Genomic DNA, 22,709 nt, shown 5'->3' with positions numbered 1-22,709 from the left:
AGCCGGAAGGCGTGGAAGGGGAGGCGTGTACACGCGCATAGTCGGGCGATCACTCACTGAACGGAGACCAACATGACCGACCTCATCCCCGCCCAACCCGGCTGGTACCTCCAGGAGATCGACGATGGCGGCATCTACCTCGACCCGATCATCGCCTGGACGCCAAGCGTCGACAGCGACGGTGACGGCATCCTCCTGCCCTACGTCGCCGGCGGGCCCGGAATGCCGCCCATGTTGATGACCACCGACTCGTTCAAGCACTGCTTCCGCAACGTCGTCTACCAGCCCGACCACCGGCCTGAGCCCATCGATCTCAACGCCAAGGCGCCGGTCGACAGCTGACGGCCCCGGGGCTGGACGTGTGTAACGCACGTCCAGCCCCCGTGTACACCCAGCCGTTACACCGAGCCCTCTGGAGAGGCCGTGAACGTCGACGACATAGTCCAAGCCAAGATCGAAGCCGCACGGCGCAAAGCAGCAGCAGAGAAGGAAGCCCGTGCCGCTTTTGCTGCTGCCCGTTCTAAGGGTCTGGCCCGCCGGCACGCAGCCAAGCTCCGACACCTGGCCGAGGCGAACCCTTCTGCGGTGAACGCCGAAAAAGCCGCGGACATGACGAAGGCCCCGGAGCTTCCCAGCTCCGGAGCCTCTGACCCGTCGACCACACACCAACCCATAACCCACACCTATGGATCTGAAGATAACGATAGGTCACGCTTATGGAAGTGACAACGTTGTCGCCCCCGGCAACACCTACCACGACAACATCCACCCGCACCCCACCTCGAGGAGCACAGCCCGTGACCGACTACCCCCGCAGCTGGCGCATCAACGCCCGCGCCGGCACCAACGTCCCCGCCCCGCCAACCGGCCGCGACTGGTACCGCATCCGCAACGCCACCAGCACCACCGCAGAGATCCTCATGTACGACGAGATCGGCTACTACGGCGTCACCGCCAAGGACTTCGCCTCAGCCCTGTCCGACGTCACGGCCTCGAGCATCGACATCCGCATCAGCTCCCCCGGCGGAGATGTGATGGATGGGCTGGCCATCTACCAGGCCCTGCTGCGGCACCCCGCGAAGGTGACCGCGTACATCGACGGCATCGCCGCATCGATCGCGTCCGTGATCGCGATGGCAGGGGACCGGCGGGTCATCGGCCGGAACTCCTCGTTCATGATCCATGACGCGTCGGCGCTCTGCGTGGGCCAGTCGAAGGACATGCGGGAGACAGCCCAGCTCCTCGAGAAGATCTCGAACAATATCGCCGACGTATACGCCCACCGCACCGGTGTCGAGGACGCCGAGCACTGGCGCTCCCTCATGAAGGCCGAGACCTGGTGGACCGGCGCCGAAGCCGTCAAGGCCGGCCTGGCCACCGAGGTCGACGACGGCAACAGCGCCCAGACAGAGGACGCGTGGGCCACCGTCACCGCCAAGTACAAGGGCGGCCTGGCCGAGCAGACCGAATGGGCCCGACTGACCGCCCACCTCACCAGCAGCCGCGGCCGTGACCAGGTCGCCCAGCACACCGAGCTCGAGCAGATGACATCCCACCTCTGGAGGAACCAGTGACCACCCTCAACCTCACCGGCTACCCCGCGGAGACCGGCTACTGGATCGAGGTCTCGCAGCCCCGCCTCGACCTGCCCCAGGACCTCATGACGTTCTTCGGCCGGATGGGCAAGTGGCTGGAGTCGCCGCCCGGACGGGTCGTCACCCAGCAGCTCTGGCCCGCCCTCGGCGGTGGCGTCACTGACGCGGGCTGGACGCCTCCCTCGCCGACGGTCTCCATCAACCTGGCCAGTCTCACCCGGCCGGAGAAGGCCACCCTGGCCCGCCACCTCGACGAGTTCGCCCGGTCCTACCCGAACACCGGCATGATCCGCGCTCTAGTCGCCTCGATCGTCGCCGAGGACGAGGCCGCGCGGACCGACCCGCATGCGCCCAGTCTGCTCGGCTGACCCCCCCACCCCAAAGAAGGAGACCTGTCATGGCCACACAGCAGGACATCGCACGCGTCACCCTCGAACTACATGACGCCCAGGCTGCGGTCGAGAAGATGCGGGCGAAGCGGTTCTTCAGCTTCGAAGCCGGCGGCGCCTACTCCGCGGCGAAGCTGCGAATCGAGCTGGCAGAGGAAGAGCTCGCCGAGCTGACCGCCGAGTGGGAGGCCGAGCAGGAGGCGCTGGCCAACCGGCCGGGTGTCGAGAAGTCCGTGGCGAAGGACATCGACGCCGCCGAGAAGCAGCTCGAGGCATCCCGTAAGAAGCTCACCGAAGCAGCCACACGCGCCCAGCAGGCCCTCGTAGACGTTGGGCTGGCAGCCGAGGCCCACAACGCACTCATCGCCCAGCAGAGCGCCGCCCTGGCCGTCCGCGGCCTGCGCTTCGAGGACAAGCACGACCACCAGACCGGCGCCAACCAGGCAGGGGTCAGGATCCGTGGAGCCTGGTGGCTGCCCGTGGACTCCTCCACGCTCCTGGTGTGGGTCATGCACCGCGCCGCCACCGCGTTCCTCCCGTCCCGCCACCGGCTCATCGAGGCCCTCAAGTACGGGTACGGCCGGCACCTGCTGGACCGACGCGGCGACCGGCCGCTCGCAGGCGTGCCGGACCTGCCGCAGCGCGTGCACGTGCGGGGGCTCCGGCCGGAACCTGTCGACCTGCGGGGCCCGTCCTACATCAAGTCCCGACAGGTTGCCGAGGAGCAGATCAGGCGGCAGCTGACGGGCTACACCCGTCCGATCCTGGGCGACGACGGCCTGCTCTACGCCGAGGCCTGCGAGGCCCCGGAGGGCGTGAAGCAGGTGGTCGAGCAGGAGATCCAGACCCTCCGCGAGAACATCAAGTCCGGTCGCATCGTTGCGAAGTACCCGTGAGCGCCGACGAGCCCACGTACAGCGTGGTCCGCATGGCCGCCGGCGTGGGCAAGGGCCTGCCCGTCCTGCTGATGCACGTCACGGACGAGGACGTCGCCGCGGCCCGCGAGCAGGTACGCGTGGGCAACCCCGACCACCTGGCAGTCATCATCGTCGTCGTCTCGTTCCTGCACAGCCTTGACGTGGATCCCGCCGCCCACGACTGGAGCAGCGCCGAGTACATCGAGCTCCTCGAGATGCTGGGCATGCCGCCCTTCGAATGGTCCCCGCTCGACGACGCCGCGCTGACTCGACTCCTCGCCGAGGCGGTGAGCTCCAGTGGCGAATGACATCGAGATCAAAGTCAAGGTCGCGAACCAGACCGGTGCTGGCCTGGCCTCGATCCAGCGGTCAATGGACGGCCTGCGGCAGCACGCCCGGACTGCCAGCACCGCCCTGACCGGGCTGGCCCCCCGGGCGACAGCTACGGCGGCAGCCCTCGAAGTGCTCGCCCACTCGGCTGATGAGGCGGGCGAGGCACTGCGGACCCTGCAAGGCCGGGCATCCCTGGCCGGCGTTGCGCTGGCAGAGGTTCGGACGTCCAGCCAGGGAACCTCGACGTCGCTCCGGAGTGTTTCCCGGAGCGCGGCGAGTGCCGACACACAGATGGAGGCGCTCGCCGGTCGGACGCGGACGGTCCGGGAGAACATGGACGAGCTTGATGGCACGTTCCGGCGGGCCGGGGCCAGCATGGGCGCGCTCCGCGGCAACCTCGGAACGCTCAGCTCTTCAGCGGGAGGGGCCGCAGACGGGCAGACCAGGCTCATCCAGGCCGCCATAGCCCTGGCTCCTGCCCTCATCCCCATCGCTGCCTCGATAGCGCCGGTAGCGGCCGGGCTGGGTGCTGCCGCAGTTGCGGCCGGGGCGTTCGGCGCCGCGCTTGCTCCGCAGCTGCTGGCGATGGGGAAGGTCACCGAAGCGCAGAAGGCGTACAGCGAGTCCCTGGAGGAGAACGGCCGGCACGCCACCCAGACGGCACAGGCTGAAAACGAGTGGCTGAAACAGGTCCAGAGGGCCTCTCCCGAAGTGCGGCGGGCAGCCGAGTCCCTGTCCATCCTGAAGGACCAGTACAAGGCTTGGACGGATGGGCTGGCCACCTCGACGCTGCCCGTCGCCACGAAGTCCTTCGCCGCATTCGGCGCCCTGTTCCCGAAGCTCACCCCCCTCGTACAGGGTGCCTCCGGTCAGCTCAGCCGGTTCGTGACGCTGGCGACGGGCGGCATCCAGTCGGCTGGCTTCGACCGGTTCATGACCACCTTCAGCACCTTCGCGACGGAGACGTTGGCCAAAGCGAACAGCGGTCTCGTCAAGTTCGCGACGAGCATGGACGCGGGGAAGATGTCCAGCGGCATCGCCGAGTTCATGCGGTACGCCAAGGAGAACGGGCCACTCGTCGCCGAGACCCTCGGCAACCTCGGCGAGGTGCTCGTCCGCATCGTGCACGCTGCAGCGGACACGGGTGTCTCGGTCCTCTCGCTGGTCAACGCGTTCGCCGGCCTGGTCAACGCGATACCGATGGGTCTGCTGACGGCGCTCGTGCAGACTGCCGTCGCCCTCAACGCGGTGAAGCTGGCAGCGGCAGGGTTCGCCGTGGTGGGGCCTGCCATGGTTGCCGCGGCAGCCGGGATCCGTACCTTCATCGCGTCCGCCCGGTTCGCCGGCGTCGCGATGGCCATCTCCGGTGTAGCTGCCAGCCTGACGGCGCTGCAGAAGGCGTCCGTCGTCGTGGCCGTGGTCGCCGGTATCGCGCTGGCTGTGAACGCGCTGGCGGAGAAGGCGCGCGGTGCGCCGCCGGACGTCGACAAGCTCACCGTCTCGCTGAAGGAGCTCGGCGCCACCGGGAAGTTCGGCGGCGAACTGAGGAAGTCGTTCGGCGACATGGACGGCCTGGTCCAGAAGATCGGTCAGCTCCAAGAGGCGACGAAGAAGGCCGGCGAGGCAGGGAAGGGAGCGTTCGGTTTCAAGATCCCCGTCCTTGACGACATCGGGAACTGGCTGGGCACCAAGTTCACCGAGATGACGAAGGGGGAGAAGTCCCTCGCGTCGCTGAAGGACTCGTTCAAGGGCGTCGATGCGGCCCTGTCCGACGTCGTGAAGGGCGGCCATGCCGACCTTGCAGCCGCCGCCTTCGACGAGGTCGCCGAAGCGGCGCAGAAGAATGGGCACTCGCTGCAAGAGGTCAAGGACCTGATGCCGTCTTACGGCGAAGCGCTGGCCAACCTAGCCGCCGAGCAGGAGATCACGGCACGCGCGATGGGCATGTTCGGCGAGCAGGCCATCGCTGTCCAGGCCAAGCTTGACCTGCAGAAGCAGTCCGCTGACGGGCTCCGCCAGGCTATTCAGGCCCTCAACGACGTTAACCGGCAGGCTCTCGGCGGGATGATCGGCTTCGAGGCCGCCATCGATGCCGCGGCGGAGGGGGCCGCGAAGAACGCCGGCGCCCTCAACATGGTCAACGGTGTCCTCGACCTCAACGGCGAGAAGGCACGAACCGCCGCGTCACTGCTCTCTGACCTCGCGACCAAGACTGACGAAGCCGCTGCTGCAGCTCGCGACAACGGTGCCGCGTGGTCATCGATCAGCGGTATCTACGACCGTGGCCGCGAGCAGCTACTGGCGAGCGCCCAGGCTATGGGTCTGACCAAGGGTGAGGCGAAGGCTCTGGCGGATCAGATCCTGTCGACGCCCGACAAGACGGCCTACCTGCACGGGGACATCAGCGACTTGCAGGCGAAGCTGAAGGATGCGCAAAGCCGTCTGGCGAGGACTCCGTTGGACAAGCAGGCGGCCATTCGGGCGGAGATCTCCGACCTCCTCGCGAAGATACGGCAGGCGCAGACGGCGGTGAACTCGCTGGACTCCCGCACGGTCTTCATCAACACCGTGTACCGCACCTTCCGGGAGCAGCACCCGGGCGGCCAGGCCCAGGCGCATGGCGGGATCATCGGCGCTGCCGGCGGCGGCCCCAGGTCTCGGATGACGCTCGTCGGCGAGCAGGGTCCTGAGCTCGTGGATCTGGCGCCCGGATCCCGCGTGCGCTCTAACCCGGACAGTAAGCGCATCGCGGCTGGGATGGCCGGAGCCGGCGGCACTGGGGGGCCGATCGTCGTGCAGGTCATGCTCGACGGTCGCCAGCTTGCCGAAGTCCTGATCGATCCGCTGCAGGCCCAGATAGGGACTCGCGGAGGAGACGTGCAGTCGGTACTCGGACGGGGCAGCAGGTAGCCGGTGACGCTGGCATGATGGACACCGTCCGGACATGACGAAGCCCCGCCGCAATTCTCCTGCGGCGGGGCTTCGTGCTGCTCACACCTGGTGCGTCTTGGCCCAGTCGACGAGCTCGTACCAGGCCGCCGGAGCCAGACCGACCCGCGGGCCGGCTGGACGCTTGGAGTCACGTACCAGGATCCCCTCAGCGGGGCTGGCCACCTCGACGCAGTTCCCGGTGTCGGTGTAGCTCGACTTCACCCACACCAGAGGGCGCTCTCCACCTTCTGACACAGCTCTCTCCTTGCCGTATCGATCAGTTCCAACGACGCGGCAGGGCCTTGTGCGTTGGCTTGCAGGTGATCGTATGCGGCGGTGAAGACCGCGATGTCGTCCGGCCTTGTCGAGATCACCGAACCGGCGAGGGTCTCCGTGAACACGGCCCGCTGTCCGGTGACCTGGTACATCGTGAAGCCGCCGGCGAGCCCCGGGTGCATGGCCACCTCGGCGGGCAGTACCTGCAGCGTCACGGACGGCCGGAGCGAGGCGACGTTCAGGAGGTGCTCCAGCTGCTCGAGCAGGACAGCCTCGCCGCCGAGGGGGGACTTGAGAGCCTGCTCCCCGATGATGAACCAGGCCCGCCGGTCGGCCGCGTACCCGAGGCTGTCGATACGCCGCATGCGGAGGTCTGCCCGCTCGGCGACTTCCTCTATGGGCAGGGCCGGCGTCGTGGCTTGGATGGCTGAGATGGCGTACTGGTAGGTCTGCAGCATGCCGGGCACCATGAGCGGCTGCCACGACCGGATGTTGCTGGCTACGCGCTCGAGGTCAACGAGACGCTGGATGTGTTCTTCAAGGGAGTCGGCTGGGGCTGCTCGCCACCAGCCGGCTTTGGATGGGTCTCGTGTGCCGCGCAGGATCTCGGCGGCTTCCTTGCGGGTGGTCATCGGTTCTCCTCCGATGGGACCTTGATTGTCGGGCAACGCTACTCCTCGTGGCTAAGTGATCACAGCTACTCGATCGGGTTGGGTACCCGGCTAACCCCCGCCTATGACCCGACTATTGGCCGTCTATGGCCCGTCTATGGATCTCTGGGCGCCACGCGGTAGCCGGGCGATAGTCGGCCCATAGACGGGGGCTAGTCGGGTCATAGACGGGCGACAAGACGGGGCATATGGCACGGATCGGTGACTGATCGGCGCTGCTCACGACTGCTCCGTCGCAGGTCACAGCCGCTCAGGTTGCTGCTCAGGCCCTGCTCGCCGATCTTCCTGAGCAGCCCGTGAGCAGAACTCTGAGCGGCTGTGACCTGCAGTCGAGCAGTGGTGAGCAGCCCTGAGCAGCGCTTGAGCAGCGGACATATAGGCCGGAATCACCCCGGACACTGTCCCACTTTGCCCCGGAACGCGGGGCGGACAGAGGGCGGAAAAGCCTGGACAGCGCCCGGACACTACCGCCCCCATTCCGACCCCTTTCCGGGGTCTGTCCGGGGTGCAGTCCAGGACATACCGGGACACTGTCCGGCCCGTTTCCGCCCCATTTGAGGGTCACACCCGGGTTACGCGTGGACACGCAGGTCAGCAGCCTGCAAGCCCCTAGGGGTCACGTTCGGGCCCGCGATGGCCACGCAGGTCACGCCCTCGACCCCGGGCTGTCTAGGGTCCGTCTTCACCCCGTCTATGACCCGTCTCGGGCCCGTCTATCTGACGCCAGGCCCCCGCCCCGCAGACGGGCGAAAGACGGGCCCTAGACGGGGCCAAGACGCCCCATAGACGGGTTCGTTCACTCGTTCATTCACTCGGGGTAGACGTGAACGTCGTCCTCTACTACGCGCGCACGTGCGCGCAGGCGCGCGGCGGCGCGTTGGAGGTGAACGGCTCACCCCGGACGGCTTGAGCCGAGCCGTTGAGCCGTCCCCTCGGTACCGGTACTGAGGGCGAAGTGGGGGCGCCCTGAGAGCGCCTCCCGGGGCGCCCCGGGACGTGACGACGACGACGCTCTCGGGGCGCCCTCATGACGACGACGAGAGCGCCACCAGGACGGATGTCGGGGCGCCTTCGTCGTCGTCATCGTCGTCGTCATCAGGGCGCCCTGCCTACCGTCCCCGGTGGAGTGCGGGGGCGGGCGACAGGGCGCCATGGTGGAGCGTCAGCGCCGGTTGCGCAGCTCGGTGTCGACGGCCGCGAGCAGGCCGCGCATCTTCGCCAGGCCATCCCGGTACCGGTCGAGCTCGGCGAGCAGGCTGTCGACGCCGGCCACGTCCAGCTCGAGGCCGTCGGCCTTGTACTCCGAGAGCTGCAACCACACGCTGGCCGCGGACGGGATGACGCAGGTCGAGTGAAGGCTCAGCTCGGCGCCCAGCAGAGGCGGCGTAACGGGCGCCGGGTAGTTCGCCCGGTCTCGCGGCAAGGCCACCTCGAGAACGGCGCTCTTGTGGAAGCAGTCGTCTGCCTTGTCGTCCCAGTAGGCGTGGTCGACCACGCACCAGTCGGGGCAGGCGATGGTCATGCTGCCGCCGAAGACGGTCGGGCCGGTGTACGTCTTCATCGGGCTTCCTCCGGGGTGACGCGGTTGGCGGCGATCCACTGGTTGCGTTCCTCGTTCACGGCGCCGAGCAGACCGGCCTCCTCGCAGGGCACGTAGGTGGCGCGGTCGCCGTAGTCGGTGCAGCAGAGCAGGCAGTAGCTGGGGGTGAGGGGTTCGTCGGAGCTGTAGGTCCAGGAGTGGCCGCGGCTGTCGGCGATCCGGGGGGTGGGGTCGATCCAGATGTACGGGCGGCCGGGGACGTGTGACCGGACCAGGACGGGCGGCAGGGGCAACGCGCTCTGCGGGTGGATGATGTCCATGGTTCTACCTCTCCAGGGTGGGAACCGGGGCCGGTCCGGGGTGCGATCCCGGGCCGGCCGTTCTCGTCTTGCGATGCCGCCCCGAGCCCTTGGGAGGCTTGGGCGGGAAGGGCTCTGAGGCCTTGCGAATATTGGGCGCGGAGCCCTACGGGGGATTGGGGCCGGAGCCCTTTACCCCCAACGGTTCGGGGCGCCCCGAAGGGTGGGGAGCATTTGCCATGCACGCTGGCATGACAGCCGCTCCGCACCCTCTGGGCATTAGGGATTCGACCTGCGGTTCGGTACCCCTCTAGGGGCCTTGATTTGGATCGCACGCTGCACCGTTCCCCCCTCCTCGAGGAGGGGGGATAGATCGGTAACGACCTGCGGTGTTACTCGCCGACGCGACCGTCCCGTGCAACGCGCTGAACGAGCCGCCGGCAGAGCAGGGCGCCGTACTGGTCGCCCGCGCGTTCGGCGACCGCCAGGCCGTTGAACGCCGCCCCGAGGGACGGGAGCTTCACCGTGACGCGCCCCAACGCGGCGGCCTCCGTGGGCCTGCGAACGACCGCGGTCCCCATCACTGGCCACCCTCCTGCAGCGACTGCAGGCGAGCCCGCAGCGGCAGCAGCCCGTACAAGGCGTGCGCGGTGATCGAAGCGGCCAGGTCTCCGAGGCCGGCCGCGTCGAACTCCGGGTGTTCCCCGTCGATCTCGACCACGACCTTCACGTCCCGGCTGCCGGACTCGGAGAACGGGAACTGCGTCAGGTTCGCCCGCAGCAGCTCCACCCGCCGGCCGTCGACGTCGACCACCGCGGTGTGCTGTACGCCGTCGTGGCGGATCCCGGACCGGTGGTTGCCCGCCGGGTGGTCCACCACGCACCACGAGGGCTCCTCGAGGACGATCGGGCCGTAGTCGAGCGTCTCCACCGCGACCGTGCGCGGGGTGCTCACAGCTGCACCCGGCCCTGCTCGCGCAGCTCGGTCAGCTGGGCGTGCACGTCACGGAACTTCGCGAGCTGGGCCTCAAGCGTGAGGATGACCGTGGCCAGCCCGTCCGGGTCGAGGCTCTCCATCCAGTGGTCATCGACGATCTCAACCTGGGCGTGCGGGACGCGCTCGTGCAGGTGGCGGGAGAACGGCTCCTGCCGGATGAACGCGCCCAGCACCCGGAACTCCTCGACCTTGTTCGCGCCTTCGGTGACGGGCAGGTACACGTCGGTGCTGGTGGTGGCGCACCAGATGTCTTCGGGGTGCTGCGGCGTCTCGCGGTCCTGCGTGTGGTCGACGGTGCAGCCCTGCAGGCAGGTGACTTCCTGCAGCTTGCTGGTCGTGCGGTCCAGGAACGACCACGTGCGGGGGGCGGGGATGGTCTCGCGGGTCGCGGCGGTCGGCTGGACCGGCATCGCGGCGAGCTTGGCAGGTACGGTGGTCCTCATGGTCTGCTCCCTCTAGTCAGGGTTCGGATCCAGGCCCCGTCTGGTGTTAGAGCACCGGGCGGGGCTGCTTGCGTTTTAGGCGGCGTCGTACTCGGGGTCGTAGCCGTAGCGGTCCGACCAGTACTCGCGGTCCTCACGGGCCAGCTCACGGGCCTCGACGGTCGGGACGTTCACGGCGACCCGCAGGCCCAGCTCGTTCACGGCCGGCGGCTCCGGCAGAACGAACGCCGTCCGGTGGACCGTGTACGCCTCGACGCGGTCGAGACGGAAGGTGCGGGACTCGCCCGACTCCCGGTCCATCGCCTTCAGCACGATGTCGCCGGCCTTCGTGATCTGCGTGTCGTACACCTCGATGGTGCGGACCGTCACCGAGCCATCGGCCTTCGTGTAGGTGATGGTCACCGGGTGCTTCGCGTCCATCGCCTTGAGGAAGCGGACCATCGTCCGGTCGAGCTCCTCGTTCGCGGTGCGGTACATCGTGGCCCCCTACCCGAAACCCCGTCTTGTTGGGGTTTCTGCAATGACTGTAGTCTCCCAGCGTTGGGAGGCGTTTGTCAATGACTGTAGAAAAACCCGCAAGACTGGATAGTGGGTGGCGATGTGGAGCTCACGCGGAGTGAGTCCGCAGACAGTCCGCAGAGTGATCTAGCCGTGCCAACGCTGACCAACATCCACAACGGGGGAATGGCCAGGTCAAAGGGGGTCCCGCTGCGTTTCCGCAGGTGGCCGGGACCCCCTCTAAGTTCGAGCTCTACTTCGACCTCTAAGCCGTGCCGTGCTGATGCACAGATCGCACTGATCACCGGAAGCCCCGCCCCCTTCGCCGAGAGGGGGGCGGGGCTTCCGCGTTATCGGGATGACCCGGCGCGGGCACGCCCGCCACGGTCCGGGCGGGGGCTCGGCACCTGTACGGCTTCCGCCCGAAGGCCGTGTACACGCCCCGGGTGCTGGAACGGCTGCGCGGGTCGCGCTACCCGGAGCGGTTCGACCCGGACCGGTGCCTGTGCCACGCGTGCCTCACCGGGGAGTCGGAGTCGGCCTAGGCTCGGGGGATGGACGACACGTGGAAGACCATCGCTGCGCTCGTGGCCCGGTTCGACGAGTACGACCGGGAGCGCGGGGTGGGGCGTGAGGAGAGCGTGACGCTGCAGATCCTGAAGATCGGGGAGGAGTTCGGCGAAGCCGCGCAGGCCGTGATCGGGGCGAAGGGCACGAATCCCCGGAAGGGCAACTCGCACACCTGGGGCGACGTGGAGGCGGAGGTCGCCGACGTCATCGTCACGGCGATGGTCGCGCTGGCCCGGATGCGGCCCGACGCCCCCGCCTTCTTCGCGGAGCACCTGCGGGAGAAGTCCGCGCGGTTCCTCTGACGGGCGCGGGACGCGGGGCGCGGCACGCGGAGCGCGAGGCGCGGGGCGCCGGCCGGGCCCGGCTGCGGGGATGGCTCAGCGCACCAGGGGCATGGCGCCCGTGAGGTCGCGCAGGCAGCGGATCGCGAGTTCCGCGGGGGAGCCGGGGCCCGCGGGCGGGGTGTCGGTGGTGGACCAGAGTTCCAGGGCGATGCGGATCGCGTCCGTCGCCGCCGCGGCCAGGAGGCGTACGGCGAGGGGTTCGGCGTCCGGGCCCGCGAGCCGGGCCACGACCGGGACCAGGCGCTCCTCGGATTCCTGGTTGACCCGGTACCAGACGGCCCGCAGCGCCTCGTCGCTCGCGGCGGCGCGCAGCAGGCCGCGGGTGACCTCCAGCCCCTCGTCGAGCGCCTGGGGGCCCGTGAGGGAGCGGGTCACGGCACGCTCCAGGGCCTCGGTGAGCGGGGTGCCGGGGTCCTCCTCGGCGAGCAGTGCGCGCCAGGCGTCGCCGCCGCCCGCGAGCAGGGGGGCGACGGCCTCCTGCTTGTTGCGGAAGTAGCGGTAGAACGTGCGCAGCGCCACGCCCGCGCGGTGGGCGATGTCCTCGGCGGTGGTGCCGTCGGGGCCGTGCTCGGCGAAGAGTTCGCAGGCCGCGCGGGCGATGTCGAGCTGGGTGGCCGCCTTGCGGCGCTCGTTCAGCGACTGGGCTCCGGGGCCGGCCTGGGGAGAGTACGGACGAGGGGATCTCACCGGGGAAGGATACCTCGGCCCCGCGAGGTAAATGCATGTTTTGACAGGGTGGCAAAACGTGTCATCGCGAGAGTACGCTCCCCCCATGAACCGTTACGAAGGACGTCGCGTCCTCATCACCGGCGGCGGCTCCGGCATCGGCCAGGCCACCGTCCACCGCATCCTCTCCGAGGGCGGCCGCGTCCACACCGTGGACGTCAACGAGGCCGGCCTGAAGGCCACCTCCGACCAGGCGGCAGCCGACGGGCACGCGGACCGCCTCACCACCGCGGTCCTCGACATATCCGACGAGGCCGCCGTCACGGCGGGCGTGGCCGCCGCCGTCGACGCCCTCACCGGGATCGACGTGCTGGTCAACGCGGCGGGGATCCTGCGCTCGGCGCACACCCACCAGACCACGCTCGAGTTCTGGAACAAGATCATCTCGGTGAACCTGACCGGTACGTTCCTGGTCATCCGCGAGTCGCTCCCGGCGCTGCTGGCGGGCGACCAGCCGGTCGTCGTCAACTTCAGCTCCACCTCGGCGTCCTTCGCCCACCCCTACATGTCCGCCTACGCGGCCAGCAAGGGCGGCATCCAGTCCATGACCCACGCGCTCGCCGCCGAGTACAGCAAGCAGGGCCTGCGCTTCGTCGCGGTCGCGCCCGGCTCCATCGAGAGCGGCATGACGACCGGCACCGGCCCCGGCCTGCCCGAGGACACCGACTGGAGCCTGTTCGCCAAGCTCGCCCCGGCCCTCGGCCAGGGCTTCGCCGGCCCGCAGACGGTCGCCGGCGTCGTCGCCATGCTGGGCTCCGAGGACGGCGCCTTCATCACCGGTACGGAGATCCGCATCGACGGCGGCACGCACTACTAGGTCCTGTCGTCAAACTCCCTTCTGCCTCGGGCGACGACGGGAGTTTGACGACAGGCCCTAGGACGTACGCCGGGGCTCAGCCCCTGAAGCGGTCCCACAGCCGGGGGAAGCGCTCCGCGAGCACGGCTTCGTTCTCGAAGTCCAGCGCGGCGCCCTCCGGCTCGGCCGGCTGCAGCGGGATCCCCAGATCCGGCGCGACCGACCCGGTCAGCTGCTCGTACGCCTCGTCCGCCGCGTACCCCAGCTCCTCGCCGTCCCCGTCGATCTCCTCGTCGAACTCGTCGAGCAGCTCCGCGAGCTGGTCGGGATCGTGCACCCCGCCCTCGAAGACCTCCCGGCCCTGGCCGATCAGCCAGCACCGGAAGTAGTCGAACGCGTCGTCGCTGGCCCCGTCGAGCAGCACCCACGCCGCGCCCCACAGGTCCCAGGTGTACGCCCGGTTGTACCGCGACTCGAAGTGCCGCGCGAAGTCCAGGACGGAGTCCGGGTCGAGCTGCGCCAGCCGCTCCACGAGCAGCTCGGCGTGTTCCTCGGGGTCGCCCTCGGCGGCCTCGCGGGTACGGTCGACCATCTCCCAGAACTCCGTCTCGTCCATCACCGCTCAAGCATCACGGGTACGCCCCCTCGCCGCCACCGCGCGTGCCGCGAAAGGCCGGTCCGGGCCCCCGCACGGCCGCATACTCGGACCGGAGGAGTCGGCGGGGAAGGGGAACGGGGTATGCGGGGGGAATTGCTCGAAGGCCGCTACCGGCTGGAGGAGCGTCTCGGCGGGGGCGGCATGGGCGAGGTCTGGGCGGCGGTGGACGTGCGGATGCGGCGGCCGGTCGCCGCGAAACTCGTCCACGCGGTGCCCGGCATGGCCGCGGCGGAGGTCGAGCAGAGGTTCACGCACGAGGTGCGCTCGGCCGCCAACCTCCCGCACCGGCACACGGTCACCGTCCACGACTGCGGTGAGGCCGTGGTCGGGGGACGCAGAACGCTCTACCTGGTGATGGAGCGGCTCGACGGCCGCACCCTCGCCCAGGTCTTCCGGGACGCCGCGCCCCTGCCCTGGTACGACGTCGTCGACTGGGCCGGCCAGATCGCGACCGCCCTGGCCGCCGCCCACGAGCGCGGCATCATCCACCGGGACGTCAAACCGCAGAACGTGATGCTCACCGGCACCGGCGTCATCAAGGTCCTGGACTTCGGTCTCGCCAAGTTCCTGGGCGAGACCCTGCGCGTGGCCGACCTCACCGCCACGGGCACCGCCATGGGCACCCTCGCCTACATGTCCCCCGAGCAGTGCCGGGGCGACGCCGGGATCGACCACCGCAGCGACCTCTACAGCCTGGGCTGCCTGCTCTACGAGGGCCTCGCGGGCCGCACGCCCTTCACGAGCCCGGCGCCCCACGCCCTCCTCTACCAGCAGGTGCACGAGCCGCCGCGCCCGCTCCGACCCGGCGCGGCCCCCGCTCCCGTCGCCGACCTCGTGATGCGCCTCCTCGCCAAGGACCCGGCACATCGGCCGCGTGACGCGGCGAGCGTGGTGACGGAGCTGGGCCGGCACCTGGCCGCCCACGGACAGCCGGCCGTCCCGGCCCGGGCCCCGGCCGCGGCCCCGGCGGGCGACGGCGCGGCCGTGGTGGCCCGCATGCGTGCGGACGCCGAACGGGAGATCGCGGAGCTGCGCGAGCTGGTCGAGCGCGACGTACGGGAGGTACGGGAGCAGGCGGATCGGGACGCGGCCTCCGTACGCGCCGCCGCGCAGCGGCACGTAGCCGCCAGGCGACAGGAGGCCGACGACCTCTTCGAGGAGACCCGGGCCAAGGCCGCCGAAGCCGCCGGGCTCTTCGAGGCGAACCTGAAGGAGCGGCGCGAACGGTCCGAGCGTGCGCTGGCCGCACGGCAGTCCGCGGCCGCGCACCTCCTCGCACAGATCGAGCAGCGGGCCGAGGACCTGCGTCTGGAGGCGGAGAAGCTCCGTACGGACGCCGAGCAGAGCGCCGGTCGGACGGTCCTGGCCGCGCGGCGCCGGGCCGAGGAGATCGTGGCCGAAGCCACGGCCAGGGCCGAGCGGATCCGGGTCGAGGTCCGGCGCGAACTCGCCGAGCTGATCAACGAGACCACCCCGGGAGCGGAGACCACCCCGGGAACGCCGTGAGGCGGCCCGCCCCCGAAGGGGTGGGCCGCCTCACGGACGGACGTGCGGGGCCTTACAGGCCGTAGCGCTCCCGTGCTTCCTTGATGGAGGACGCCGGTACCTCGCCGCGGCGGGCGAGCTGGGCCAGCGCGGCCACCACGATCGACTGGGCGTCGACACCGAAGTGGCGACGGGCGCCCTCACGGGTGTCGGAGAGGCCGAAGCCGTCCGTACCCAGCGAGGTGTAGTCCTGCTCGACCCACTGGCTGATCTGGTCCGGGACCTGACGCATCCAGTCGGAGACGGCGAGCACCGGGCTGGTGACGCCCTCCAGGGCGCGGGTGACGAACGGGGTGCGCATCTCCCCGCGCAGCAGCGCCTCGTCGCACTCCAGCGCGTCGCGGCGCAGCTCGCCCCAGGAGGTGGCGGACCAGACGTCGGCGGCCACGTTCCAGTCGGCGGCGAGCAGCTTCTGCGCGTCGAGGGCCCAGTGGATGGCCGTACCGGAGGCCATCAGCTGGATCTTCGGGGCGTCGGCGGCCGGGGCCGCATCCGCCAGGTCCGCCGCCGTGTTGAAGCGGTAGAGACCGCGCAGGATGCCCTCTTCCACGCCCTCGGGCATGGCCGGCTGCGGCTTCGGCTCGTTGTAGACCGTCAGGTAGTAGAAGACGTCTTCCGGCTTCTCGCCGTACATCCGGCGCAGACCGTCCTTGACGATCACCGCGATCTCGTACGCGAAGGCCGGGTCGTAGTTGAGCGACGCCGGGTTCGTGGACGCGATCAGGTGCGAGTGGCCGTCCGCGTGCTGCAGGCCCTCACCCGTCAGGGTGGTGCGACCGGCGGTGGCGCCGACGATGAAGCCCTTGCCGAGCTGGTCGGCGAGCTGCCACATCTGGTCGGCGGTGCGCTGCCAGCCGAACATCGAGTAGAAGATGTAGAACGGGATCATCGGCTCGCCGTGCGTCGCGTACGACGTGCAGGCGGCGATGAAGTCGGCCATGGCGCCGGCCTCGGTGATCCCCTCGTTGAGGATCTGGCCGTCCTTGGCTTCCTTGTAGTACATCAGCTGGTCGCGGTCGACCGGCTCGTACGTCTGGCCCAGCGGCGAGTAGATGCCGGCCGACGGGAAGAGGGACTCCATACCGAAGGTGCGGGCCTCGTCCGGGACGATCGGAACCCAGCGCTTGCCGGTCTCCTTGTCCCGCATCAGGTCCTTGACGAGCCGGACGAAGGCCATGGTGGTGGCCATCTCCTGCTTGCCGGAGCCCTTGAGCAGCGGGGCGAAGGAACGGTCCGCCGGAGCCGGCAGGGCCACGTGCTTGACCTTGCGGGCCGGGGCCGGGCCGCCGAGCGCCGCGCGGCGCTCGTTCAGGTACTGGATCTCGGGGCTGTTCGCGCCCGGGTGTCCGTACGGGACCTGGCCGTCCGCGAAGGCGCTGTCCGGGATCGGGAGGCCAAGGAGGTCACGCATGTCCTTGAACTCGTCGATCGTCAGCTTCTTCATCTGGTGGTTCGCGTTCTTCGACTCGAACCCGGCGCCCAGCGTGTAGCCCTTGACGGTCTGCGCGAGGATGACCGTCGGAGCACCCTTGTGCTCCAGGGCGGCCTTGTACGCGGCGTAGACCTTGCGGGGCTCGTGGCCGCCGCGGGAGGTGTGGAAGCACTCGGCGATCTTCGCGTCGGAGAGCACACCGGCCAGCTGCACGAGCTCGGCGTTGGCGCCGAAGAAGTGCTGGCGGATGTAGGCCACGTCGCGGGTCGCGTACGTCTGGAACTGCGCGTCGGGTACCTCGCGCAGGCGGCGTACCAGGGCGCCCGTGGTGTCGAGCTGGAACAGCTCGTCCCAGGCGGAGCCCCACAGCGACTTGATGACGTTCCAGCCGGCGCCGCGGAACTGGGCTTCCAGCTCCTGCACCACGCGGAAGTTCGCGCGGACCGGACCGTCGAGGCGCTGCAGGTTGCAGTTGATGACGAAGGTCAGGTTGTCGAGCTGCTCGCGGGAGGCCAGGGCCAGGGCGGCGGTCGACTCGGGCTCGTCCATCTCGCCGTCGCCCAGGAAGGCCCAGACGTGCGAGTTGGCGGTGTCCTTGATGCTCCGGTTCTGCAGGTAGCGGTTGAAGCGCGCCTGGTAGATCGCGGAGAGCGGGCCGAGGCCCATGGAGACCGTCGGGAACTCCCACAGCCACGGCAGGCGCCGCGGGTGGGGGTAGGACGGGAGGCCGTTGCCGCCGGCCTCCTGGCGGAAGTTGTCGAGCTGCTGCTCGGAGATCCGGCCGTCGAGGAAGGCGCGGGCGTAGATGCCGGGGGAGGCGTGGCCCTGGATGTAGAGCTGGTCGCCCGATCCGTCGGCCTCCTTCCCGCGGAAGAAGTGCTGGAAGCCGGTCTCGTACAGCCACGCGGCGGAGGCGAAGGTGGCGATGTGGCCGCCGACGCCGTACTTGGAACCGCGGGTCACCATGGCGGCCGCGTTCCAGCGGTTCCAGGCGGTGATCTTGGCTTCCATCGCCTCGTCGCCGGGGAACTCCGGCTCCGCGGCGGTGGGGATGGTGTTGACGTAGTCCGTCTCGAGCAGCTTCGGCAGTGCGAGACCGGCGGCCTCGGCGTGCTGAAGGGTGCGACGGAGCAGGTATTCGGCGCGGCGCGTACCGGCGGCCTTGGCGACGGCGTCGAGGGAGGCCGCCCATTCGGCGGTCTCCTCGGTGTCGCGGTCCGGGAGCTGGTCGAGCTCGCTCGGAAGCTTTCCTACGGGGTCGGACATCGGTGTGCGCCGCCTTCCGGACAAAGGAGAGGTGGTGAAGAAATCCCTGACGGGCAGGACAGGGTCGTTGGACCCGGGTGGGGTCCGCGGATGACTGTAAGGCGCTGATCGATGATCGATCAAATGAAAGTGACGAAGAAACGTCAATCTGACAAAAGTCGGCACCGGGTGCCATGAAAATGGGCACCCAGTGCCGGGTAAATCGGGACGAGACGGGCGGCCGAGCGAGTCTCGAAGGGCGAGATCAAGCCCGCGGCGCGCACCCCAGAACGTGCCGCTTCACGAGCAGCCCGATCTCCGGATCCTGATTGCGGAAGGCGTCCACAAGGGCTTCGTGCTCTTCGGCGTAGGACTTCTGGACGGTTCCCAGCCACCGGATGGACAGGGCCGTGAACACCTCGATGCCCAGGGACTCCCAGGTGTGCAGCAGCACGCTGTTCCCGGCGGCCCGCACCATCTCCCGGTGGAAGCCCACGGTGTGCCGCACCTGGGCCGTGCCGTCCGCGCTGCGGTCGGCCTCCCACAGGGCCGCCACGTGCGGTTCCAGGGCCGAGCAGTCGGCCGCCAGCCGGGGCGCGGCCAGCTCGGCCGCGATCTGCTCCAGGCCCGCCCGGACCGGATAGATCTCCTCCAGGTCCGCCGCCGACAGGTTCCGTACGCGCACGCCCTTGTTCGGCGCGGACTCGATCAGCCGCAGCGTCTCCAGCTCGCGCAGGGCCTCGCGCACGGGCGTCTGGCTGACCTCCAGCTCCACCGCGATCCGGCGCTCCACGATCCGCTCACCGGGCTTCCAGCGCCCGCTGACGATCCCCTCCACGATGTGCTCGCGGATCTGCTCGCGCAGCGAGTGCACGACGGGTGGGGTGATCATCGGGGCTTCATCTCCTGAGGGGTGTGCAGGGGCATGCGGGGCCTTGATGCGTAGACAATACGGCGGAGCCGCTCGTCGCGATGCGTTCCTGGTCAGGGGCGCAGCGTGAGGCTGGTTACAGCCGTCGACCGGAGGGGGCCAGGGTACGACGACGGCGCCCCCGCCCGGGACCTGCATCCCGGGCGGGGGCGCCGTGCGCGACAGTCGTGAACCGCTGCCGCAGAGAGCCTTACAGGCCGAGCTCGACCTCGAACTCGCCGGCCTCGAGGATCGCCTTGACGGCCGAGAGGTACCGGGCCGCGTCCGCGCCGTCCACCAGGCGGTGGTCGTAGGACAGGGTCAGGTACGTCATGTCGCGGATGCCGATGTTCGTGCCCTCGGCGGTCTCGATGACCACCGGGCGCTTGACCGTCGCGCCGATGCCCAGGATGGCGACCTGGTTCGGGGGCACGATGACCGTGTCGAACAGCGCGCCGCGCGAGCCGGTGTTGCTGATGGTGAAGGTCGCACCCGACAGCTCGTCCGGCGTGATCTTGTTGCCGCGGACCTTGGAGGCCAGGTCGGCGGTCGCCTTGGAGATGCCCGCCAGGTTGAGGTCACCGGCACCCTTGATGACCGGGGTCATCAGGCCCTTCTCGGAGTCCACGGCGATGCCGATGTTCTCCGAGTCGAAGTAGGTGATGGTGCTCTCGTCCTCGTTGATCCGGGCGTTGACGACCGCGTGGGCCTTCAGCGCCTGGGCCGCGGCCTTGACGAAGAACGGCATCGGGGACAGCTTGACGCCCTCGCGGGCGAGGAAGCCGGCCTTGGCCTTCTCGCGCAGCTTCATGATCTTGGTGATGTCCACCTCGACCACGGAGCTGAGCTGCGCCTGCGAGTGCAGGGCCTTCATCATGTTGTCGCCGATGACCTTGCGCATGCGGGTCATCTTGACGGTCTGACCGCGCAGCTCGGACACCGCGGCGGCCGGAGCCTTCGCGGCCGGAGCGGCAGCAGCCGGCGCCGGGGCGGCAGCCGCCGCCTTGGCGGCCTCGGCGGCGGCCAGGACGTCCTGCTTGCGGATGCGGCCACCGACACCGGTGCCCGAGACCGCGGACAGGTCGACGCCGGACTCCGTGGCGAGCTTGCGCACCAGCGGGGTCACGTAGGCACCCTCGTCACCGGCGGAAACCGGGGCGGCGGCGGCCGGAGCGACCGGAGCCGGGGCGGCGACCGGAGCCGGAGCGGCCACGGGAGCCGGAGCGGCCACCGGGGCGGCGACGGGAGCCGGGGCGGCAGCGACCGGAGCCGGGGCGGCCACGGGAGCCGGAGCGGCGACCGGGGCGGCAACCGGAGCCGGAGCGGCAGCCGGAGCCGGAGCGGCGGCGGCCGGAGCGGCCGCGGGAGCCGCGCCCGCCGCGCCGATGACGGCCAGACGCGCGCCGACCTCGGCGTTCTCGTCCTCGGCGACCAGGATCTCCAGCAGGACGCCGGCGACCGGGGCGGGGATCTCGGTGTCGACCTTGTCGGTCGAGACCTCGAGCAGCGGCTCGTCGGCCTCGACCGACTCGCCGACCTGCTTCAGCCAGCGGGTGACGGTGCCCTCGGTGACGGACTCGCCCAGGGCGGGGAGCACGACATCGGTACCGGCGGCAGCCGGAGCGGCGGCGGCCGGAGCCGCCGGGGCCTCGGCGACGGGTGCCGGAGCGGCCGGAGCCTCGGCGGCCGGAGCCTGCGGAGCCTCGGCGGCCGGGGCCGCGGGGGCCTCGGCGGCAGGGGCTTCGGCGGCCGGAGCCGACGCGCCCGAGCCGTCGTCGATGACGGCCAGCTCGGCGCCGACCTCGACGGTCTCGTCCTCGGCGACCTTGATGGAGGCCAGGATGCCCGACACGGGGGAGGGGATCTCGGTGTCGACCTTGTCGGTCGAGACCTCGAGCAGCGGCTCGTCGGCCTCGACGCGCTCGCCCTCGGCCTTCAGCCAACGGGTGACAGTGCCCTCAGTGACGCTCTCACCGAGCGCCGGAAGGGTTACGGAAACCGACATGGTTTCAGTTGCTCCTAACGAATGTGCGGAAGTGGTCGTCGCGCCCAGTGACGATTAGTCGTGTGCGTGCAGCGGCTTGCCGGCGAGTGCCAGGTGGGCCTCGCCCATCGCCTCGTTCTGCGTCGGGTGCGCGTGGATGAGCTGCGCGACCTCGGCCGGCAGGGCTTCCCAGTTGTAGATCAGCTGGGCCTCGCCGACCTGCTCGCCCATCCGGTCACCGACCATGTGGACGCCGACCACGGCACCGTCCTTGACCTGGACGAGCTTGATCTCGCCCGCGGTCTTAAGGATCTTGCTCTTGCCGTTGCCCGCCAGGTTGTACTTGAGGGCCACGACCTTGTCCGCGCCGTAGATCTCCTTGGCCTTGGCCTCGGTGATGCCGACGGAGGCGACCTCGGGGTGGCAGTACGTGACGCGCGGGACGCCGTCGTAGTCGATCGGGACGGCCTTGAGGCCGGCCAGACGCTCCGCGACCAGGATGCCCTCGGCGAAGCCGACGTGCGCGAGCTGGAGGGTCGGGGCGAGGTCGCCGACGGCCGAGATGGTCGGCACGTTGGTCTGCATGTACTCGTCGACCACGACGTAGCCGCGGTCCATCGCGACGCCCTGCTCCTCGTAGCCGAGGCCCTGGGAGACGGGGCCGCGGCCGATCGCGACCAGCAGCACCTCCGCCTCGAAGGTCTTGCCGTCGGCCAGGGTGACCCGCACGCCGTTCTCGGTGTACTCGGCCTTGTCGAAGAAGGTGCCGAGGTTGAACTTGATGCCCCGCTTGCGGAACGCGCGCTCCAGCAGCTTGGAGCTGTTCTCGTCCTCGACCGGCACGAGGTGCTTGAGGCCCTCGACGATCGTGACGTCGGTGCCGAAGGACTTCCACGCCGAGGCGAACTCGACGCCGATGACGCCGCCGCCCAGGACGATGGCGGACTCGGGCACGCGGTCCAGGACCAGCGCGTGGTCCGAGGAGATGATGCGGTTGCCGTCGATGTTCAGGCCCGGCAGCGAGCGCGGCACGGAGCCGGTCGCCAGGAGCACGTGGCGGCCCTGGATGCGCTGGCCGTTCACGTCGACGGACGTCGGCGAGGAGAGGCGGCCCTCACCCTCGATGTAGGTCAGCTTGCGGGAGGCGACCAGACCCTGCAGACCCTTGTACAGGCCCGCGATGATGTCGTCCTTGTACTTGTGCACACCCGCGATGTCGATGCCCTCGAAGGTGGCCTTGACACCGAACTGGGCGGCCTCGCGAGCCTGGTCCGCGATCTCGCCCGCGTGCAGCAGAGCCTTCGTGGGGATGCAGCCGTTGTGCAGGCAGGTGCCGCCGAGCTTGTTCTTCTCGATCAGGGCAACGTCCAGACCCAGCTGGGATGCGCGCAGTGCCGCGGCGTAACCGCCACTGCCGCCACCGAGGATCACTAGGTCGAAAACGGTGCTGGCGTCGTTCGCCACGTCACGTCCTCCATGCATGTGCGCCGAGCACCGGTCCTCTGTGACCGGGCGGCGGCTGGTATACGGCCGCTTTTTCTTCGGCCCTGTGGTGGGGGCCCTGTCCTGCCGAGAACCCATCTTCGCATTTGTCGGCGGAACGCGGGACG

24 protein-coding genes are annotated in these 22,709 nt (G+C 69.7%); 10 read left to right on the top strand and 14 right to left on the bottom strand.

The features are described from left to right. Positions 1-72: 72 nt before the first annotated feature. From ACFVX6_RS26950 to ACFVX6_RS26920, 7 genes are all read left to right on the top strand, one after another. Positions 73-342 carry a hypothetical protein gene (locus ACFVX6_RS26950; RefSeq protein WP_389695639.1) on the top strand — a complete coding sequence of 90 codons (270 nt, stop codon included), beginning with the start codon at positions 73-75 and terminating at the stop codon, positions 340-342. A gap of 81 nt (positions 343-423) precedes the next feature. Beyond that, positions 424-726: a hypothetical protein gene (locus tag ACFVX6_RS26945; RefSeq protein ID WP_389695637.1), complete on the top strand. Its 303-nt coding sequence runs from the start codon at positions 424-426 to the stop codon at positions 724-726. A 71-nt stretch (positions 727-797) separates the two neighbouring features. After that, positions 798-1,574 (top strand): head maturation protease, ClpP-related, encoded by a 777-nt coding sequence (locus ACFVX6_RS26940; protein ID WP_389695635.1) that lies wholly within the window; start codon positions 798-800, stop codon positions 1,572-1,574. Then, positions 1,571-1,963 (top strand): hypothetical protein, encoded by a 393-nt coding sequence (locus ACFVX6_RS26935; protein ID WP_389695633.1) that lies wholly within the window; start codon positions 1,571-1,573, stop codon positions 1,961-1,963. Before ACFVX6_RS26940 ends, ACFVX6_RS26935 begins: the two co-directional genes overlap by 4 nt. Positions 1,964-1,992: 29 nt before the next feature. Next, positions 1,993-2,880 carry a hypothetical protein gene (locus ACFVX6_RS26930; RefSeq protein WP_389695631.1) on the top strand — a complete coding sequence of 296 codons (888 nt, stop codon included), beginning with the start codon at positions 1,993-1,995 and terminating at the stop codon, positions 2,878-2,880. Continuing rightward, positions 2,877-3,209, top strand: a complete 333-nt coding sequence (locus ACFVX6_RS26925) for a hypothetical protein (RefSeq protein ID WP_389695629.1) — start codon at positions 2,877-2,879, stop codon at positions 3,207-3,209. The genes ACFVX6_RS26930 and ACFVX6_RS26925 overlap by 4 nt, the downstream gene beginning before the upstream one ends. Next, on the top strand, positions 3,199-6,144 hold the full coding sequence (locus tag ACFVX6_RS26920; protein WP_389695627.1) for a hypothetical protein: 2,946 nt from the start codon (positions 3,199-3,201) through the stop codon (positions 6,142-6,144). The genes ACFVX6_RS26925 and ACFVX6_RS26920 overlap by 11 nt, the downstream gene beginning before the upstream one ends. Before the next feature lie 81 nt (positions 6,145-6,225). On the opposite strand, the gene ACFVX6_RS26915 is transcribed toward ACFVX6_RS26920, so the two are convergent. From ACFVX6_RS26915 to ACFVX6_RS26880, 8 genes are all read right to left on the bottom strand, one after another. Further along, positions 6,226-6,420, bottom strand: coding sequence for a DUF397 domain-containing protein (locus tag ACFVX6_RS26915; protein ID WP_389695625.1), 195 nt, complete (start codon positions 6,418-6,420; stop codon positions 6,226-6,228). Beyond that, positions 6,384-7,073 (bottom strand): DUF5753 domain-containing protein, encoded by a 690-nt coding sequence (locus tag ACFVX6_RS26910; protein ID WP_389695623.1) that lies wholly within the window; start codon positions 7,071-7,073, stop codon positions 6,384-6,386. The genes ACFVX6_RS26915 and ACFVX6_RS26910 overlap by 37 nt, the downstream gene beginning before the upstream one ends. Positions 7,074-8,274: 1,201 nt before the next feature. Next, entirely contained in the window at positions 8,275-8,673 is a 399-nt protein-coding gene (locus tag ACFVX6_RS26905) for a DUF6907 domain-containing protein (RefSeq protein ID WP_389695621.1), read from the bottom strand. Next, a complete protein-coding gene (locus ACFVX6_RS26900; RefSeq protein WP_389695619.1) occupies positions 8,670-8,972 on the bottom strand; it encodes a hypothetical protein in 303 nt (100 codons plus the stop codon). The genes ACFVX6_RS26905 and ACFVX6_RS26900 overlap by 4 nt, the downstream gene beginning before the upstream one ends. 371 nt (positions 8,973-9,343) lie before the next feature. Then, positions 9,344-9,532, bottom strand: a complete 189-nt coding sequence (locus tag ACFVX6_RS26895; protein ID WP_389695617.1) for a hypothetical protein — start codon at positions 9,530-9,532, stop codon at positions 9,344-9,346. Next, entirely contained in the window at positions 9,532-9,906 is a 375-nt protein-coding gene (locus ACFVX6_RS26890) for a DUF6907 domain-containing protein (protein WP_389695615.1), read from the bottom strand. The genes ACFVX6_RS26895 and ACFVX6_RS26890 overlap by 1 nt, the downstream gene beginning before the upstream one ends. Continuing rightward, positions 9,903-10,391, bottom strand: a complete 489-nt coding sequence (locus ACFVX6_RS26885) for a DUF6907 domain-containing protein (protein WP_389695613.1) — start codon at positions 10,389-10,391, stop codon at positions 9,903-9,905. Before ACFVX6_RS26885 ends, ACFVX6_RS26890 begins: the two co-directional genes overlap by 4 nt. A 75-nt stretch (positions 10,392-10,466) precedes the next feature. Continuing rightward, the gene (locus ACFVX6_RS26880) at positions 10,467-10,868 is read right to left on the bottom strand and encodes a WYL domain-containing protein (protein ID WP_389695611.1); all 402 of its coding nucleotides are present in this window, start codon (positions 10,866-10,868) and stop codon (positions 10,467-10,469) included. A gap of 575 nt (positions 10,869-11,443) precedes the next feature. Between ACFVX6_RS26880 and ACFVX6_RS26875 the strand changes: the two genes are divergently transcribed. Next, complete coding sequence (locus tag ACFVX6_RS26875) at positions 11,444-11,761, top strand: MazG-like family protein (RefSeq protein ID WP_389695609.1); 318 nt, start codon at positions 11,444-11,446, stop codon at positions 11,759-11,761. Between the two features lie 75 nt (positions 11,762-11,836). Here the strand turns inward: ACFVX6_RS26875 and ACFVX6_RS26870 are convergent, their stop codons facing one another. Next, entirely contained in the window at positions 11,837-12,490 is a 654-nt protein-coding gene (locus ACFVX6_RS26870) for a TetR/AcrR family transcriptional regulator (protein ID WP_389695607.1), read from the bottom strand. An 85-nt stretch (positions 12,491-12,575) separates the two neighbouring features. Here ACFVX6_RS26870 and ACFVX6_RS26865 point away from each other — a divergent pair, with 85 nt between their 5' ends. Beyond that, a complete protein-coding gene (locus tag ACFVX6_RS26865; protein WP_389695605.1) occupies positions 12,576-13,346 on the top strand; it encodes an SDR family NAD(P)-dependent oxidoreductase in 771 nt (256 codons plus the stop codon). Between the two features lie 76 nt (positions 13,347-13,422). On the opposite strand, the gene ACFVX6_RS26860 is transcribed toward ACFVX6_RS26865, so the two are convergent. Continuing rightward, complete coding sequence (locus ACFVX6_RS26860) at positions 13,423-13,941, bottom strand: DUF4240 domain-containing protein (RefSeq protein ID WP_266881731.1); 519 nt, start codon at positions 13,939-13,941, stop codon at positions 13,423-13,425. Between the two features lie 123 nt (positions 13,942-14,064). On the opposite strand from ACFVX6_RS26860, the gene ACFVX6_RS26855 reads away from it, so the two are divergent. Then, complete coding sequence (locus ACFVX6_RS26855) at positions 14,065-15,489, top strand: protein kinase (RefSeq protein WP_389695603.1); 1,425 nt, start codon at positions 14,065-14,067, stop codon at positions 15,487-15,489. A 52-nt stretch (positions 15,490-15,541) separates the two neighbouring features. On the opposite strand, the gene aceE is transcribed toward ACFVX6_RS26855, so the two are convergent. The 4 genes from aceE to lpdA all read right to left on the bottom strand — a co-directional run bounded on the left by aceE (position 15,542) and on the right by lpdA (position 22,563). After that, positions 15,542-18,226: a pyruvate dehydrogenase (acetyl-transferring), homodimeric type gene (gene aceE, locus ACFVX6_RS26850; RefSeq protein WP_389695601.1), complete on the bottom strand. Its 2,685-nt coding sequence runs from the start codon at positions 18,224-18,226 to the stop codon at positions 15,542-15,544. A gap of 244 nt (positions 18,227-18,470) precedes the next feature. Continuing rightward, on the bottom strand, positions 18,471-19,094 hold the full coding sequence (locus ACFVX6_RS26845; protein WP_250742568.1) for a GntR family transcriptional regulator: 624 nt from the start codon (positions 19,092-19,094) through the stop codon (positions 18,471-18,473). Positions 19,095-19,326: 232 nt separating this feature from the next. Then, complete coding sequence (sucB, locus tag ACFVX6_RS26840) at positions 19,327-21,120, bottom strand: 2-oxoglutarate dehydrogenase, E2 component, dihydrolipoamide succinyltransferase (RefSeq protein WP_389695599.1); 1,794 nt, start codon at positions 21,118-21,120, stop codon at positions 19,327-19,329. Positions 21,121-21,174: 54 nt separating this feature from the next. Continuing rightward, entirely contained in the window at positions 21,175-22,563 is a 1,389-nt protein-coding gene (gene lpdA, locus ACFVX6_RS26835; protein ID WP_250742547.1) for a dihydrolipoyl dehydrogenase, read from the bottom strand. Positions 22,564-22,709 lie beyond the last annotated feature (146 nt).

Source organism: Streptomyces sp. NPDC058289 (assembly GCF_042880975.1).
GTDB lineage: Bacteria > Actinomycetota > Actinomycetes > Streptomycetales > Streptomycetaceae > Streptomyces > Streptomyces stoeckheimensis.
Note: the sequence above shows the minus strand (reverse complement) of the source record. Positions and strands in the feature narration are given on the sequence as shown.

Coding starts and splice junctions, on each gene's coding strand:
- ACFVX6_RS26950 (WP_389695639.1), top strand. CDS start 73: ATGACCGACCTCATCCCCGCCCAACCCGGCTGGTACCTCCAGGAGATC.
- ACFVX6_RS26930 (WP_389695631.1), top strand. CDS start 1,993: ATGGCCACACAGCAGGACATCGCACGCGTCACCCTCGAACTACATGAC.
- ACFVX6_RS26910 (WP_389695623.1), bottom strand. CDS start 7,073: ATGACCACCCGCAAGGAAGCCGCCGAGATCCTGCGCGGCACACGAGAC.
- ACFVX6_RS26905 (WP_389695621.1), bottom strand. CDS start 8,673: ATGAAGACGTACACCGGCCCGACCGTCTTCGGCGGCAGCATGACCATC.
- ACFVX6_RS26900 (WP_389695619.1), bottom strand. CDS start 8,972: ATGGACATCATCCACCCGCAGAGCGCGTTGCCCCTGCCGCCCGTCCTG.
- ACFVX6_RS26895 (WP_389695617.1), bottom strand. CDS start 9,532: ATGGGGACCGCGGTCGTTCGCAGGCCCACGGAGGCCGCCGCGTTGGGG.
- ACFVX6_RS26885 (WP_389695613.1), bottom strand. CDS start 10,391: ATGAGGACCACCGTACCTGCCAAGCTCGCCGCGATGCCGGTCCAGCCG.
- ACFVX6_RS26880 (WP_389695611.1), bottom strand. CDS start 10,868: ATGTACCGCACCGCGAACGAGGAGCTCGACCGGACGATGGTCCGCTTC.
- ACFVX6_RS26875 (WP_389695609.1), top strand. CDS start 11,444: ATGGACGACACGTGGAAGACCATCGCTGCGCTCGTGGCCCGGTTCGAC.
- ACFVX6_RS26865 (WP_389695605.1), top strand. CDS start 12,576: ATGAACCGTTACGAAGGACGTCGCGTCCTCATCACCGGCGGCGGCTCC.
- ACFVX6_RS26860 (WP_266881731.1), bottom strand. CDS start 13,941: ATGGACGAGACGGAGTTCTGGGAGATGGTCGACCGTACCCGCGAGGCC.
- ACFVX6_RS26855 (WP_389695603.1), top strand. CDS start 14,065: ATGCGGGGGGAATTGCTCGAAGGCCGCTACCGGCTGGAGGAGCGTCTC.
- aceE (WP_389695601.1), bottom strand. CDS start 18,226: ATGTCCGACCCCGTAGGAAAGCTTCCGAGCGAGCTCGACCAGCTCCCG.
- sucB (WP_389695599.1), bottom strand. CDS start 21,120: ATGTCGGTTTCCGTAACCCTTCCGGCGCTCGGTGAGAGCGTCACTGAG.